The 13640-nt window shown below is 57.5% G+C and carries 18 protein-coding genes and 1 tRNA gene; 11 read left to right on the top strand and 8 right to left on the bottom strand.

All coding sequences use genetic code 11. The annotated features are described in order from the left end of the window. A partial coding sequence (locus AB4090_RS12600; protein ID WP_369574236.1) for a BrnT family toxin occupies positions 1-403 on the top strand: 403 nt, incomplete at its 5' end. On the opposite strand, the gene AB4090_RS12595 is transcribed toward AB4090_RS12600, so the two are convergent. Next, complete coding sequence (locus tag AB4090_RS12595; protein WP_369574235.1) at positions 370-690, bottom strand: BrnA antitoxin family protein; 321 nt, start codon at positions 688-690, stop codon at positions 370-372. The two genes, AB4090_RS12600 and AB4090_RS12595, sit on opposite strands and share 34 nt — an antisense overlap. Further along, positions 650-928 (bottom strand): BrnT family toxin, encoded by a 279-nt coding sequence (locus tag AB4090_RS12590; protein ID WP_369574234.1) that lies wholly within the window; start codon positions 926-928, stop codon positions 650-652. The genes AB4090_RS12595 and AB4090_RS12590 overlap by 41 nt, the downstream gene beginning before the upstream one ends. A 239-nt stretch (positions 929-1167) precedes the next feature. Here AB4090_RS12590 and AB4090_RS12585 point away from each other — a divergent pair, with 239 nt between their 5' ends. Continuing rightward, positions 1168-1506, top strand: a complete 339-nt coding sequence (locus tag AB4090_RS12585) for a YbjQ family protein (RefSeq protein WP_369574233.1) — start codon at positions 1168-1170, stop codon at positions 1504-1506. 181 nt (positions 1507-1687) lie between these two features. On the opposite strand, the gene AB4090_RS12580 is transcribed toward AB4090_RS12585, so the two are convergent. The 4 genes from AB4090_RS12580 to AB4090_RS12565 are packed head-to-tail and all read right to left on the bottom strand — an operon-like array spanning position 1688 to position 4346. Beyond that, the gene (locus AB4090_RS12580; RefSeq protein WP_369574232.1) at positions 1688-2608 is read right to left on the bottom strand and encodes a TraI domain-containing protein; all 921 of its coding nucleotides are present in this window, start codon (positions 2606-2608) and stop codon (positions 1688-1690) included. Then, a complete protein-coding gene (locus tag AB4090_RS12575) occupies positions 2605-2910 on the bottom strand; it encodes a hypothetical protein (RefSeq protein WP_369574231.1) in 306 nt (101 codons plus the stop codon). Before AB4090_RS12575 ends, AB4090_RS12580 begins: the two co-directional genes overlap by 4 nt. Then, complete coding sequence (locus tag AB4090_RS12570; RefSeq protein ID WP_369574230.1) at positions 2903-4117, bottom strand: DUF3596 domain-containing protein; 1215 nt, start codon at positions 4115-4117, stop codon at positions 2903-2905. Before AB4090_RS12570 ends, AB4090_RS12575 begins: the two co-directional genes overlap by 8 nt. Beyond that, positions 4110-4346, bottom strand: a complete 237-nt coding sequence (locus AB4090_RS12565; protein WP_369574229.1) for a hypothetical protein — start codon at positions 4344-4346, stop codon at positions 4110-4112. Before AB4090_RS12565 ends, AB4090_RS12570 begins: the two co-directional genes overlap by 8 nt. Positions 4347-4524: 178 nt before the next feature. On the opposite strand from AB4090_RS12565, the gene AB4090_RS12560 reads away from it, so the two are divergent. Then, positions 4525-4728 (top strand): helix-turn-helix domain-containing protein, encoded by a 204-nt coding sequence (locus AB4090_RS12560; protein ID WP_369574237.1) that lies wholly within the window; start codon positions 4525-4527, stop codon positions 4726-4728. A 156-nt stretch (positions 4729-4884) separates the two neighbouring features. Here the strand turns inward: AB4090_RS12560 and AB4090_RS12555 are convergent. After that, positions 4885-4961, bottom strand: a tRNA-Arg gene (locus tag AB4090_RS12555). A 12-nt stretch (positions 4962-4973) separates the two neighbouring features. Next, positions 4974-5600, bottom strand: a complete 627-nt coding sequence (locus AB4090_RS12550) for an RlmE family RNA methyltransferase (RefSeq protein ID WP_369574228.1) — start codon at positions 5598-5600, stop codon at positions 4974-4976. A 74-nt stretch (positions 5601-5674) separates the two neighbouring features. Between AB4090_RS12550 and AB4090_RS12545 the strand changes: the two genes are divergently transcribed. The 8 genes from AB4090_RS12545 to AB4090_RS12510 all read left to right on the top strand — a co-directional run bounded on the left by AB4090_RS12545 (position 5675) and on the right by AB4090_RS12510 (position 13635). After that, positions 5675-5977, top strand: a complete 303-nt coding sequence (locus tag AB4090_RS12545; RefSeq protein ID WP_369574227.1) for a YhbY family RNA-binding protein — start codon at positions 5675-5677, stop codon at positions 5975-5977. After that, on the top strand, positions 5974-8442 hold the full coding sequence (gene leuS / locus AB4090_RS12540; RefSeq protein ID WP_369574226.1) for a leucine--tRNA ligase: 2469 nt from the start codon (positions 5974-5976) through the stop codon (positions 8440-8442). The genes AB4090_RS12545 and leuS overlap by 4 nt, the downstream gene beginning before the upstream one ends. After that, complete coding sequence (lptE, locus tag AB4090_RS12535) at positions 8442-8933, top strand: LPS assembly lipoprotein LptE (RefSeq protein ID WP_369574225.1); 492 nt, start codon at positions 8442-8444, stop codon at positions 8931-8933. Before leuS ends, lptE begins: the two co-directional genes overlap by 1 nt. Further along, on the top strand, positions 8933-9940 hold the full coding sequence (gene holA / locus AB4090_RS12530; protein ID WP_369574224.1) for a DNA polymerase III subunit delta: 1008 nt from the start codon (positions 8933-8935) through the stop codon (positions 9938-9940). The genes lptE and holA overlap by 1 nt, the downstream gene beginning before the upstream one ends. A 79-nt stretch (positions 9941-10019) precedes the next feature. Beyond that, the gene (locus tag AB4090_RS12525; protein WP_369574223.1) at positions 10020-11282 is read left to right on the top strand and encodes a glutamate-5-semialdehyde dehydrogenase; all 1263 of its coding nucleotides are present in this window, start codon (positions 10020-10022) and stop codon (positions 11280-11282) included. Positions 11283-11349: 67 nt separating this feature from the next. Next, a complete protein-coding gene (locus AB4090_RS12520; RefSeq protein WP_369574222.1) occupies positions 11350-12183 on the top strand; it encodes a biotin--[acetyl-CoA-carboxylase] ligase in 834 nt (277 codons plus the stop codon). Continuing rightward, positions 12180-12926 carry a type III pantothenate kinase gene (locus AB4090_RS12515; protein ID WP_369574221.1) on the top strand — a complete coding sequence of 249 codons (747 nt, stop codon included), beginning with the start codon at positions 12180-12182 and terminating at the stop codon, positions 12924-12926. Before AB4090_RS12520 ends, AB4090_RS12515 begins: the two co-directional genes overlap by 4 nt. Positions 12927-13080: 154 nt before the next feature. Next, positions 13081-13635 carry a hypothetical protein gene (locus tag AB4090_RS12510; protein ID WP_369574220.1) on the top strand — a complete coding sequence of 185 codons (555 nt, stop codon included), beginning with the start codon at positions 13081-13083 and terminating at the stop codon, positions 13633-13635. Positions 13636-13640: the final 5 nt, after the last annotated feature.

Genomic DNA, 13640 nt, shown 5'->3' with positions numbered 1-13640 from the left:
GGGCAAAGCTCTTTCGTTCCATCAACAATGCCCAACACTCAGCCGCCTGACAGCCTCACTCCTGCCCCTCCTTCAGGCTCATCTCTGGATTGGAAAGAACTGGCGGCGGCCACCAAGGCTGGCGGCCACCAATGCAAGAAAGCATGGCGTCACGTTCGCGGAAGCCAAAACAGTCTTCTACGATGAGCAGGCCAAATTGATTGACGACCCAGATCACTCCGAAGATGAAGAGCGTTTTGTCATCCTCGGGTCGAGCAGCACGCCAAAATTGCTACTGGTGTGTCACTGTTACCGGAAATCAGGGAATGTGATCCGGATAATATCTGCAAGAAAGGCAACCGCCACAAGTCCGGCGGTGACGGTATCTGCTCATTTCGTGTGCGCCTTGTGCGCCTCAACGTAGGAGCGCAACACGGCATTCATGCGGGATTGATACCGCTTGCCGGTGTGCTTGAAGAACTCCAACACTTCGGCGTCAATGCGCAACGTGATTTGCTTCTTGGTATGGGGCAACTCCGTTGCCGCCTTCATCCAAACGGCATTGGGTAGATACGGTGCATCGCTGTAGTCGATCTGCTCATCAGGCATGGCCGCGACCGCCTCAAGCTCCGCACATTGTTGCGCCGTCAACGGTGGCAAATTCTTGGGGTCAAGGGTGAGCTTGACGGTATTGCTTGCGTTCTTGCTCATTGGCTTTTCTCGCTGAAATTAGCCGGATGGTTTCCTCATGCCGGACGGTATAAACCACGTACAGCAAGGCGGGGGCTGCATAGCCAATGGTTGCCCATCGATCTTCACCATAGTCCTCGCGCCCGTCGTACACCTCGATGCGGTAAGGGTCGAACAGGACTTGCGCCGCGACGCTGAATCGCACGCCGTGTTTCCGCAGGTTTAGCGCCTCTTTGTCGGCGTCCCATTCAAGCTCCATTGCGGCAATACTGTATATTCATTTTGTAGCTACGTAAACTGGTCGGAGCTTTTAGCCAGCTTTTAGCCAGTTGCTTCCCCTTGCTGGGCATTGGCATGTACGATTGCCAAAATATGGGCAACGCATTTCCTGATGTACGCCTTCGTTCTGACTTTTTTGTTCATTGGGATGTACTAACGAACAAGGGGTGCCTCTGTGTCGGCGCATTTGCGTGATCAATCCATAGGAGACCAGACCGCATGCATATCCTCATCGTCACTACGGAAACGCTTCCCGGGTACCGGGTGGAGCGCATCATCGGGACGGTCTACGGTACCGCTGTTCGCTCCCGGAATGTCGTAGGCAATCTCATGGGCGGGGTTGCAGCCATTTTTGGGGGCAAACAGGGAGGCGCCACCAACATGGTCCAGCAAACCCGCAGCGACGCCCTGGAGCAGCTAGCCCAATCCGCAAGGGCAGCGGGTGCCAATGCCGTACTCGCCATGCGTTTTGACTCCGGAGAGTTCGACTCTGGTCAAGGGCAGGTGATGGAGCAGGTCACCGCCTATGGCACGGCGGCAATCGTCGTTGCCGGGTAAATCTTCCTGCCTTTGATCCTGGCCTACTCATTGGCAGGCCGGAACCAACCCGTTTTTCGTCCCCTTCTTGCCCAGGAACTGCGCGCCCAGGATGTGTGTTCTGGCTGCTACGGCACGTCTTGGAAAGGGGATTGGTCCACTCAGCGTTCCTGCCCTCCTATTTCACGCCTCCCGCGGGAAGTTACCCCTCCCGAAGACGCCAAAAGCGCGAGGCGGGTCCAGGGCCCTCTACTGTTCCGATTTGGCGCCATGCCGGTTCCTCCTGGAAGGCTTGCTGTCGACTGTCCAGCGCGGCACTGACTCGATCGCATGCTTCGACAAAAATTTGCCCCGGCATAAGAGGGCGCCCATGACGGGGAGGATACCAATGTAATTTCAGCGCGGTAACCAAATCCGGGGCGCGCTGCCGTAACCACGCCAAATGCCAAGCAAGCACCTCTGCCGTGGCCGTTTCATGCGGAACCAGAAATCCCTCCGCAGCTCGCCGTGTCCCGCCTGGGTAGGTGAGAATCTTCCCAACGTCATGCCAAAGCAGAGCCGTACGAGCGATGTCCCATTCCAGCAATGACATTTGCGGGCTTTTGCTGAGCAAACGAAACGCCTCCAGACTATGGCGCAGCAGTCCTGAAGCCTCGGCGTGATGGTGCGTTCGACTCGCCGGAATCGTGACCCAGCGAAGACTGATGTCAGGATCATGGAGAATGCGCTGATTGAAATGGCACAGCCAGGGGTCATCCATCAACGTGATCTGCACCCAAAGTTCGCGTAGCAAGCGCGGCTGCGTCGCTTGTGACACCAACCATTCCGGGAATGGAAGCTGGGGTTGCGTCTTTCCCTGAACTGAATCAGAAAGTGCGGCAAGGTCCATCGCAAGCACATCCAATACCTGCCGGGTACCGAAGCTTCGTTCTTGTACCGTCGCCAAAACCTCTACCCCATCAGGCCAGAGCGTTGGGTGCGGGAATCGTTGCCACGCATAGGCCGGCCAAACTTGCCCGGCAGAGTCATGCAGCTCGCACACCGTATAGGGTTGGCCAAAACGACTGGTGCTCTGGCGAAGTTTTTGCAGCACAAACGTCTCTCGTCGCAGTTCCATACTCATGAATCCCTCCGGGCAGCCAGTATTTCGTCGAGCCGCGCTACCAAACTTGGCAACATCTGCGCGGCCTGCGTCTCGTCAATCTCCAGGAGGCAACGGCAAATCCACATCTGTAAAACCGTGCCCACATCTTGCTCCGCTGACACCTGTAACAACTCTGCCAGCCTCTGCGCTTCGGGTAGCGCAAATGCGCAGGAAATCGCAACCGCCATTCTCTCCACTACGCGATTCCTTGGGACTTCCGGGGGACGAGCAGGTGCCGATGCATGCAGCGTTGTGAGTAGTGGCCGATTCGCTTCAATCATGATCGCCCTCCTCCTTGACCGGCAAGGTAGCAAGACGGGAGAGCAGCAGTCGCTCCATAGCCGAGCCATCCTGCCGGGTAAGATTGGGAACATAGCGCGAGTAGATGCGAAACAGCATCTCCGTCGTGCTATGCCCCATTTGCCGGGCAATCCACTCCGGGCTTTCTCCCGACGCAAGCCACAGGGTCGCAGCAGTGTGTCGGGTTTGATAGGGACGCCGCTGTTTCAAGTCGAGGAAACGCAAAAGCGGATACCACACACGCTTGGTGACATTGCCATGCTGCAGTGGACCGCCTTCGCGCGTACAAAACACAAAATCCCCTTGCCCGGTTAGCTCTCGTTGCTCCAAAAAGGCCTGATAGACTGGGAGTGACATCTCCACCGCGCGAAAGGAACCATCGTTCTTGGTTGCCACCACCTCCCCGTCTACCAGTGCCTCATGCACCAAAATCTGGCGCCGTTGCAAATCGACCTTTTCCCAGCGCAAGCCGTCGATCTCACTGGTCCGCAAGCCCGTGAAAAAGCGAATCAGGTAGTAGTTACGGAAGTCCTTGCGCACCGTGCGCAGAATTGCATCCACTTCCTCCAACGAAAATGGCTGCACATCACTGCGCGGAACCTTGAGGCTTTTGATTCCATGATACGGTGAGGTAAACTCATACCGGTTGGCCGCTTCATTGAGGATCATCCGCAAGGGTGTGAGGATATGGTTGATCCGGGATGCGGAAAGTGCTTTTCCATTTCGGCCGGGGACTTTGGCGAGGCCCGACCGAAACGCCATGACTTCTCTCTTGGTGATGAGGCCAACTCTCTTCTCCCCAAAGGTCGGGAGGAGATACTTGTCCAAGGTGTTCGCCACTGTCTTGATTTGTGTGTTGCGCCACTGGATCCTCATCTCGTCCGCCCATTCCCGGGCGAACTCGGCAAAAAGCGGCGTTTGGTCGCGATCCTCTTGGATATGCGCCGATTGTCGGCTCTGCCCATGCTGTTCAGCAAGCTTTTCCAGAACTTTGCTGCCCGGAAAGTAGTGAGCGTAGTCAAAGGTACCCAAGGAAATCTCCTCCTCGACGCGATCGAGAACCTTTTGCATCTTCTTGCGATTTGCTGGGCTATCGGAGAGTGTGGTCTGCTCGCGGCAACGTACATTCGCATATTGAAAGTCAAAAAAAAGCTTATTGTTACTCTTTCGACAACGGATGCTACCCATGACAGACCCTCCCATTGGCCATAGGAATAGATTCCCTACCTGTCGCTTTTCCCATGTCGCGTTCTATAGCTTCCCAAACATAAAGAATCTTTCGGCCACCAAACGGACGGATGTAATGTATGCCCTCTATCAATACCGAGTCCTTGAGCCGATTACGAATAGTTCTTTCGTCGTATTTGATACGGGACGAAAGCTCCCTAGTAGTCATGTACGTCAAGTTTTCTTGCATCTCAGATTCCTCTATAGTTCCAAACATGGACGGCAGGTAGAAAGGCTAAATGCCATCCTGAATGACAATATATCCCACAATATGACATTTTGCAAGAACTTTTGTCATTCTGGATAACATTTAGATTTCTAGAGAACCATTGGGGAGTCGCAACGTGATTAAGTGCCATCTATCTCGTATGATGGGAGAGGAGAAAATGCGGATCACTGATGTAGCGGAGAAAGCCGGCCTACATCGAAATACTGTCGCACTCTTATATAAGGAAACCGCGGCAAGGATAGAGCTGGACACGCTCAACCGACTGTGCGAGCTCTTTCAATGCGGAGTTGGCGATCTCTTGGAGTTTATTGATGATAGTCCAGCACCAAAAAAGGAGAATTGAAGAGAAGTTGGCTTTGGCGCGGCGGCTAAGGATCATTTTCAAACATTTGTCTGACATGGTGGTGTTTGCATGGGCACCAAATGGCACGAGTAAGGCACCAGCAGGGCACAAAAAACCCGGCGCTTGGCCGGGATTCTCATAACTTATTGATTTAATTGGTGCGCGGTAGAAGATTCGAACCTCTGACCTTTGGCTTCGGAGGCCAACGCTCTATCCAGCTGAGCTAACCGCGCGCAAGGCCAAGTTTATTTGGCCGCTGGGCGGAAGTCCAGCGCCAGCCAGTATTGTTCTGCGGAGCGGGCGCGCGAGGCGTCGGGTTTGCGCACGACGATTTTGCCGAAGCTGGTACGTAGTTCCCGGCGCAACTCTTCTGCGCCAGCACCCATAAAGACTTTCATGAGTAACGCGCCGCCGGGCACCAGCCACTCCCGCGCCAGATCCAGCGATAGCTCGCACAAGCCAATGGCGCGCGCCTGATCACTACTGGCGATACCAGACATATTGGGCGCCATATCGCTCATCAGCAGATCCACACCATCGGGAAACGCGTCGCGACATTGTGCGATCACCTCCTCATCGTAAATATCACCCTCGATTACCAAGGCATCAGCGATCGGGTCCATCGCCAAGCGATCGACGGCTACGATGCGCCCTGGCGCACCAATAATGGGTGCCGCCACCTGCGTCCAACCGCCCGGTGCCGCACCCAGGTCGAGCACCCGCATGCCACGCCGCAAAATTCGGTCTTTCTCCTGAATTTCCAGTAACTTGTAGCTGGCGCGGGAGCGATAGCCCTCCTTCGCTGCGCGCTGCACATAGGGGTCCTGAAAATGCTCCTTGAGCCAGCGTCCACTCGACTTGCTACGCGCCACCCGTCTCTCCTTTTGACCCCATCTGCGGCGAACCGTACACTTCCGATCTTTAAGACCGGACCCTAGAGCATAACATGCTGGACAGCAAAGCCCGACAAGACCTGCGCGCCCGCGCCCATCACCTCAAAGCCATTGTCACCGTGGGTGCCCAGGGCGTCACTCCCACCCTTCTCGCCGAGCTCGATCGCGCACTTTTCGATCATGAATTACTGAAAGTCCGCCTCCCCGCACTGGATAAGGAAGAGCGTGATAGCTGCATTGAGCAACTCAGTAGCGGCGCACAAGCAGAAATTATCGGTCGCGTCGGACGCATCCTGATGCTCTACCGGATTCGTCCAGCAAACAACGTCTTCGTTCCCTTACAGCCAAAATCATGACCGAGAACGCTTATCACCCACAGAGCCTCGAGCCTGCCATTCAGGAACGCTGGGAACGCGACGGCTATTTTCATGCGCCCGCCCACCCCAGCGGCGAAAAGTTCTATGCTCTGGCCATGTTCCCATACCCTTCCGGGCAGCTGCACATGGGGCATGTGCGCAACTACAGTATTGTCGATGCCATTGCCCGCTATCAGCGCATGCGCGGCAAAACCGTGCTGCACCCCATGGGCTGGGATGCCTTTGGCCTGCCCGCGGAAAATGCCGCACTAAAAAACGGCAGCGCGCCAGCAGCCTGGACCTTCTCCAATATCGAGCACATGCGTGGGCAACTCAAACGCCTGGGTCTGTCGTACGACTGGGAGCGCGAGATTGCCACCTGCACTCCCGATTATTACCGCTGGGAGCAATGGCTGTTTCTGCAACTCTGGGAAAAGGGCCTAGCCTATCAAAAGCTCAGCACCGTCAACTGGGATCCGGTCGACCAGACGGTGCTCGCCAACGAGCAGGTGGTGGACGGTCGTGGCTGGCGCTCCGGGGCGCTGGTGGAACGCCGCGAAATTCGCCAGTGGTTTCTGCGCATCAGCGCCTATGCCGATGAGTTGCTGGCGGGCCTCGATACCTTGCAAGGGCAGTGGCCGGATCAGGTCCTGGCCATGCAACGCAACTGGATTGGTCGATCGGAAGGCGCAGAAATTCACTTCCCCCTCGCCGATGGCGATGACGTTATCAAGGTCTTCAGTACCCGTCCCGATACCCTCTTCGGCGCCACCTATTTAGCCGTTGCTGCCGAACACCCTCTGGCGATGAAAGCCGCAGAGAGTGACACAACCGTTGCCCGATTTATCGAGCGCTGCAAGCATGTTGCGGTGTCGGAAGCGAGTATGGAGACACAAGAAAAAGAAGGCGTTCCTCTGGGGATTCAAGTGCGCCATCCCTTGACCAACGCGCTGCTGCCCGTCTGGACAGCCAACTTCGTCCTTATGGGCTATGGTGAGGGTGCAGTCATGAGCGTACCTGCCCATGACCAGCGCGACTTTGAATTCGCTCACAAATACCAGCTACCCATTCGCATCGTCATTCAGAGTGCCGAGAATAGCCCAGAGAATCCCCACGAATTGGAGGCCGCACTGACCGCGCCCGGTCAACTGATTCATTCCCAGAGCTTTACCGGTCTGGATAGCCAGGCCGCCAAGGGTGCCATCACCGAAGCATTGGTAGCACGGGGATTAGGGCAGAAAACCGTCAACTATCGTCTGCGCGACTGGGGCATCTCCCGCCAACGCTACTGGGGCAATCCGATACCCATGATCCACTGTCCGCATTGCGGCGTAGTGCCGGTACCGGAAAAGGATCTTCCTGTTGAACTGCCCACCCATTATCAACTGCACGACCCGCGTTCGCCGTTGCTCGACGATCCGGCGTTCCTGCAAGTGGACTGTCCGCAGTGCGGTGCGGCGGCACAGCGAGAAACCGACACCATGGACACCTTCGTCGAGAGTTCCTGGTACTACGCCCGCTTCGCCTGTCCGGATGCTGAGCAAATGCTTGATGCACGCGCTGCCGATTGGCTGCCCGTGGACCAGTATGTGGGCGGCGTCGAACATGCCGTTTTGCATCTACTCTATGCCCGTTTCTTCAATCGGCTGCTGCGCGACGTCGGCCTCTTGCCCAAGGATGGCGCCCACGACGAGCCATTCCGCCGCCTTTTAACCCAAGGCATGGTGCTCAAGGATGGCAGCAAAATGAGCAAGTCGAAGGGGAATACCGTCGACCCGCAGGCGATTCTCGATCGCTATGGCGCCGACACCGCGCGTCTCTTCATCCTCTTCGCTGCACCACCAGAACAGTCTCTGGAATGGTCAGACAGCGCCGTCGAAGGGGCGCATCGTTTTCTGCAACGCATCTGGCGCATGGTGCAGGACTACACCGGCCCGGTCCCTACCCTGGCGCAACCGCTCGGCGATGCCGCCCGCGATCTGCGCCGTGCCATACATCAGTGCATCGAGCGCGTGACTCTCAACATGGAAGATCGCCAGCACTTTAATGTCGTCATTGCCGCCTGCATGGAGCTCAGCAACCAGCTCGCCAGGGCCGAGGCTACGCCGGGCAGTGACGAGCATGCAGTGCTGGGCGAGGGACTGCGCACCCTGCTGCTCTTGCTCAATCCCTTTGCCCCGCATCTGGCAGAGGCATTGTGGGACAAGATTGGCGATGGGGTGACCATCCTCACCCATCCCTGGCCAGTAGCCGACCCAGCGGCCCTGCACAGCGACACCGTTACCCTGGTCATCCAAATCAATGGCAAGCTGCGCGAGCGCCTGGATTTTCCCATCGCGAGCCAGACCAAGGAATTGGAGGCATCAGTCCTTGCTCACCCAGAGATGGCGCGTCACCTGCAAGACAAGACGGTACGCAAGGTGATCGTTGTGCCGGGGCGCCTGATCAATATCGTGGTGTCCTGATGCAGCGGCGCCACTTTCTCTCGAGCCTCGCTGCCCTTACCCTCCTCGGCGGTTGTGGATTTCATCTACCCGGCGGTAGCACCATTCCCGCGCGCTTGCAGGGTTTGCGTGTCGAAGCCAGCGGCCCAGCCGGCGGGGAACTCGCGCAAGCGGTAGAGCGTGCCTTGCAGCGGGATGGCAACGTAGCCAGCAATAATGGCCCCATCTTACAGCTCGATAATGTCGGTATCAGCCAACGCGCCATCAGCATCAGCCCCAGCAGTGGCGTTGCCCTGGAATTTCTCAACACTGTCCGCGGTAGTGTCAGCGTGCGGCAGGAAAAAAAGATACTACTGCCTGCCGAGCCACTCCTGGTCGAACAGAGTTTCACCTTTAACAGCGGCAGCCCCCTTGCCACCAACGCGCAGCAAATTGAAAGCCAGCGGCAACTGATGGACGAGGCCGCACGCGTCGTACTGCGCCGGGTCCTGCTCGCCCCCGCGCTGCGCTGATGCGGATCAAGGCACGCGACTGGCCAACGGAGCAGGCGCGGGGCAAGGAGCCGGTCTATGCCTTGTTTTCTGATGAACCCTTCCTGCTCGCCGAGGCCGAAACGCAACTACGCAACCGTTGGCAGAAGGAAGGTTTTCTGCGTTTGCAGCGCCTGCCGCAAGACAATCCCTGGCCCGTCCTACGCGAAGAGCGCGATGCCCTCTCTCTTTTCCCCGAGCCACGGATATTATTGTTGCGACTGAACGACCTACGCCTGAGCAAGGATGCTGTCGCCGCCATCGAATTTTGGCTCACCCACCCTCCCGAAGATGCGCGTCTGCTGATCAGTGGCGCACGCCCCGACGCAAATACGCAAAAACTCAAATGGTTTCAGACCCTGGATCGCGCCGCGCAGGTGGGCTGTGTAATTTTCTACCCACCGGAGGCGCGCGACTGGCCACGCTATATCGAACAACGGCTGCGCCAGGCAAAGATCGTCGCCAGTCACGAGGCCAGCGCATTGTTGGCAGAACACAGCCTGGGTAATCTGAGCGCCGCAGATCAAGCCATTCGTCGCTGGGCAGAACTCTATCCGGGGCAGCCCCTGGAGGCCGCAGACCTGCCCGACCTACTGGGTGACAGCAGCCAGTTTTCCATCTTCGATCTCAGTGACGCATCCCTGCAGGGCGAGCCACGCAGCGTTCTGCGCAGTCTCGCGCGTCTGCGCGAAACCGAAGCCGAGCCGGTCCTGATCCTCTGGACTCTGCATCGCGACATCACTCTGCTCCTACAGCTGCAGGAAGGAAATGTGCAGGAGGTAATGCGCAAGGAACGCCTATTCCCACCGCGCAGCGAGCGACTGCTGGCCACCGCTCGCCGTCTGCCCCGGCAACGTCTGCGCCAGGCACTCTTTCAGTGTCAGGAGATTGATGCGCGTATCAAAGGGCAAGACGCGCGCCCGCTGTGGCCAGCACTGGCAGATCTCGCACTGCTGTTTTGCCAGCCGGACAAAGTCCCGGCACAATAAATGGGAATTCACTCGCGAAAGCATCGCCGCGCCCATCCGGTGGGCGCCGCCATGATCTCGCCCCAGCCGAGGAGCGACTATGTCTGAAGACCTACAAAGCTTGATGAACCACACGGGCCAGCGCGCCCGCCAGGCGCAGCGCCGTGCCCTGGCCCTGGAGCCCGGCCGCAAAAATGATGCCCTGTACCTGATGGCCGAATTCCTGCGCCGCGATGCCGATGATTTGTCGCGCGCCAACCGGAAAGACCTGCGCAATGCCGAGCAGGCCGGTCGCGACGACGCCTTCATCGACCGGCTGCGCCTTGACGAGAAGCGCATCGAAAGCATGGCGCAAGGACTGGAAGAGATTGCTGCGCTGCCTGATCCTGTGGGCGAAATCACGGATTTGAAAACACGCCCCAGCGGCATCCAGGTGGGCCACATGCGCATGCCCCTGGGCGTGATCGCCATGATCTATGAGTCCCGCCCCAACGTCACCGCCGACGCCGCTGGGCTCTGCGTCAAATCCGGCAATGCCGTAATCCTACGCGGCGGCTCGGAGTCTTTGCACAGCAACATGGCCATTGCCGAACGCCTGCGCGCCGCCCTCGGCAAGGCAGGCCTGCCCCTTGATCTCGTGCAATATGTGCACACCGCCGATCGCGAGGCCGTTGGCGCACTGATTCGCATGGATGAATTTGTCGACGTCGTCATTCCCCGCGGTGGCAAGGGGCTGCTGGCCCGCATTCGGGAGGAAGCAACGGTGCCAGTGATCATGCACCTGGATGGCAATTGCCATGTCTATGTCGACAAGGATGCGGACCCCAAGAAGGCCCTGCAGGTCGTGGTCAATGCCAAGACCCAGCGTCTTGGTACCTGCAATACCGCCGAAAGCCTGCTCATCCATCGCGCACGGGTTGGTGATCTCTTGCAGCCTATCGCCCAGGCCTTGCAGGAGAAAGATGTCGAGATTCGCGCCTGCGCGGAGTCTCTGCCACTCATTCCTGGCGCCGTCGCTGCCAGCGAGGAGGACTATGGCACTGAGTACCTGGCAGCAATCATCTCTCTGAAGATTGTTGATGACTTGGACGCCGCTCTCGCCCATATCAGCCAATACAGCTCGCAGCATACCGAGAGCATCATCACGGAGAATTACAGCAACGCCCGGCGTTTTTTGCGTGAGGTCGACTCCAGCTCGGTGATGGTCAACGCCTCCACCCGCTTCGCCGATGGCTTCGAGTACGGCCTGGGCGCGGAAATTGGCATCTCTACCAATCGCTTGCACGTGCGCGGCCCGGTGGGCTTGGAAGGGCTGACGCTGCAAAAATGGATTGTTTTAGGGGACGGTCATATCCGCTCCTGAATCCCCAAGCGCAGAATTTCTCCAGTTTCTGCAGCAAGTCTACGCCGGGCAACTCATTGCGAGGGATGTGAACGGCGCCAACTGGGAGCAGGAGGCACGCCGCTGGGGTATTCCGCTCGTTGCGCACAACGGGCTTTGGAAGGTAGAGCATCCAGAGCGCCATTGGGAACAACAAAGCTTGGCTAGCGCCTTGGGCCTCCAGAAAAAAAAAGAAATTTCGATCTGGCCACTTTGCGACTCCAGCAATACTCGCCTGCTGGAAGACAGCGGGCTACGTCTGGGCATCGCCGAGGCACAGTGGTCTGGACATGGTAGACGCGGCCGGGCTTGGCACTCGAGCTTCGGGAAGCATCTCTACTGCAGCATGGCCGTAGAAATTTCTGCCGAGCAGGCGTCTGTGTTGCCGCTGGTCGCGGGCCTCGGAATCTACCAAGTGCTGCACCAGCACCTCCCCACACTCTGGCTCAAATGGCCCAACGACTTGTGGATTGAGCAACAGAAGGTCGCTGGTTTGCTTCTGGAAGGTCGCCACGGGGCGAGCGGACAACACTGGGTACTGGGTTGTGGAATCAATGTGTTGGCCGACCCAGAGCTGCCTGCCGAAGCGACCAGCCTTGCCCATGCAGGCTACACGATCGGTCGCCAACAGTTGCTGGTCGCGATTCTTCAGCAATGGCAAGAGGATTTCGCACGCCTGCGAAAAGACGGATTTTCTGCTTTTCGCCAGCGTTGGCAGCAGGCGGATCGTCTATGTGGCAGCTGGGTGGAACTGGAAATGGCCGGAGAAGTGAAACCTTGGCGTGTCTTGGACGTGGACAACGATGGTGGACTGCAGATCGACGATGGTTTCCAGCAACAGGCCATTCATGCCGGCGAAGTTCGTCTGCGTCCGCGCCCATGATTCTCATCAGCATCGGCAATACCCGTACCCTCCTGGCCCATACCAGCGATGGTGAGCTATTTACCAGTGAACGATTCGCCACGACACGCAGCCCCGCACAAATTCGCGCCGGCCTGCCCGCGTCTTGGGCAAAATGGTGGCGGTCAGAAGAAATTTTTCTGGCTGGCGTGGTGCCGCAGGCACAACAAGCTTGGTTGAAAGAACTACAGGATTGCAACTTGCCCGGCTGGGATCCCAGTGTTTTCCATCAAATCCTGCCCAATGACTACCAGCCACCGGAATCTCTGGGTTTCGACCGCCGTTGTTGCCTGCTGGGCGCCTGGAAAGAGGTGCATAACGACGCCGCACTGGTGATCGACGCAGGCACTGCCATTACCATCGACACCCTGGCGGCGGGTCGCTTCTGTGGTGGCAGAATCATGCCCGGTTTACAGAGCCAGTTGGACTGCCTGCAGCGACAGACCGCGCTCTTGCCCCAAATAGACCTGCGCCCAACCCCAGAGGCGCGGGCAAACGACACCGTAAATGGCATGCTGGCAGGAGTCTGGTATGGAACTATCGCGGCCATCCGGCAAACGATTGTGGATTTTCAGCGGGAACACCCGGCAGGCAGAGTCTTTCTCACCGGCGGCGACGCAAATCTCCTGCTTGCGCAGATCGCCCCCGTTACCTGCGATCCACTGCTGTTACTGCGTGGCTTCTTCCTACTCGTTTCCGAGAATCGTTTTACATCAAAAATATAACGTAACATACTGTTTTTTATTATATTTATCAACCAATTGATTTTTATTGACAATTTTGGGATAGTTCTCGCCCCAAAAACAGTTATCTTGGGAGAAGGTGTCTGCAGGCACCCTAGCCGCTGAGAAGGCCCTGGGATAGAAGGAGATAGTTGCTTTGCTCGAAAAAATTGGTATGGGTATTTCCGTAGCCCTATTGGCAGCGGTCATACCGAATGCGCTTTCCTTGGCACAGCCAGAATTGCCCATCACCTTAGTGCATCAGGCCATGGACAAGCAAAGCGCAGAACTCGCAGCTACCAAAGCACAGTTAGATGTACAAAGCGATACCACGACCCCGATTAACGGTACGCTCATGCTCGGGCATCGTTTGATTTATCTGCACCGGGTGACTGCCTACAACGCGGTTTCCTGGCAAACCAGCAGTGATCCTGACATGTCCGCCTGCGGCCCTACTCGCCCCAATCAGATTGCCTTGTCGCAGGATCTGTTTGTTCGCCGTAATGGCAGCACACGCTGTGGCGAGCACGTGGATATCCTGCTGAGTTCAGGACAAGTCATTCACGGCGTGGTATGGGATATGATGAATCCGCGCTACCACATGGCCGCAGATATTCTGATGAATAGCATACAGCGGGCCGTGGACTTTGGCGTGCAGCGGGCCGAGCTGCGCATCCTTCCCAAGGACCAGCCCAAGACCATCGATTCCTAGCAGGC

Origin of the sequence: Acidithiobacillus sp. IBUN Pt1247-S3 (assembly GCF_041146875.1) — a bacterium.
Taxonomy (GTDB): domain Bacteria; phylum Pseudomonadota; class Gammaproteobacteria; order Acidithiobacillales; family Acidithiobacillaceae; genus Igneacidithiobacillus.
Note: the sequence above shows the minus strand (reverse complement) of the source record. Positions and strands in the feature narration are given on the sequence as shown.

Excerpts from the sequence above, each read along its gene's own strand:
- AB4090_RS12580 (WP_369574232.1), bottom strand. The coding sequence starts at position 2,608 with ATGAGTATGGAACTGCGACGAGAGACGTTTGTGCTGCAAAAACTTCGC.
- AB4090_RS12515 (WP_369574221.1), top strand. The coding sequence starts at position 12,180 with ATGATTCTCATCAGCATCGGCAATACCCGTACCCTCCTGGCCCATACC.
- lptE (WP_369574225.1), top strand. The coding sequence starts at position 8,442 with ATGCAGCGGCGCCACTTTCTCTCGAGCCTCGCTGCCCTTACCCTCCTC.
- holA (WP_369574224.1), top strand. The coding sequence starts at position 8,933 with ATGCGGATCAAGGCACGCGACTGGCCAACGGAGCAGGCGCGGGGCAAG.
- AB4090_RS12525 (WP_369574223.1), top strand. The coding sequence starts at position 10,020 with ATGTCTGAAGACCTACAAAGCTTGATGAACCACACGGGCCAGCGCGCC.
- leuS (WP_369574226.1), top strand. The coding sequence starts at position 5,974 with ATGACCGAGAACGCTTATCACCCACAGAGCCTCGAGCCTGCCATTCAG.
- AB4090_RS12565 (WP_369574229.1), bottom strand. The coding sequence starts at position 4,346 with ATGCAAGAAAACTTGACGTACATGACTACTAGGGAGCTTTCGTCCCGT.
- AB4090_RS12560 (WP_369574237.1), top strand. The coding sequence starts at position 4,525 with ATGATGGGAGAGGAGAAAATGCGGATCACTGATGTAGCGGAGAAAGCC.
- AB4090_RS12575 (WP_369574231.1), bottom strand. The coding sequence starts at position 2,910 with ATGATTGAAGCGAATCGGCCACTACTCACAACGCTGCATGCATCGGCA.
- AB4090_RS12545 (WP_369574227.1), top strand. The coding sequence starts at position 5,675 with ATGCTGGACAGCAAAGCCCGACAAGACCTGCGCGCCCGCGCCCATCAC.
- AB4090_RS12585 (WP_369574233.1), top strand. The coding sequence starts at position 1,168 with ATGCATATCCTCATCGTCACTACGGAAACGCTTCCCGGGTACCGGGTG.
- AB4090_RS12590 (WP_369574234.1), bottom strand. The coding sequence starts at position 928 with ATGGAGCTTGAATGGGACGCCGACAAAGAGGCGCTAAACCTGCGGAAA.
- AB4090_RS12595 (WP_369574235.1), bottom strand. The coding sequence starts at position 690 with ATGAGCAAGAACGCAAGCAATACCGTCAAGCTCACCCTTGACCCCAAG.
- AB4090_RS12570 (WP_369574230.1), bottom strand. The coding sequence starts at position 4,117 with ATGGGTAGCATCCGTTGTCGAAAGAGTAACAATAAGCTTTTTTTTGAC.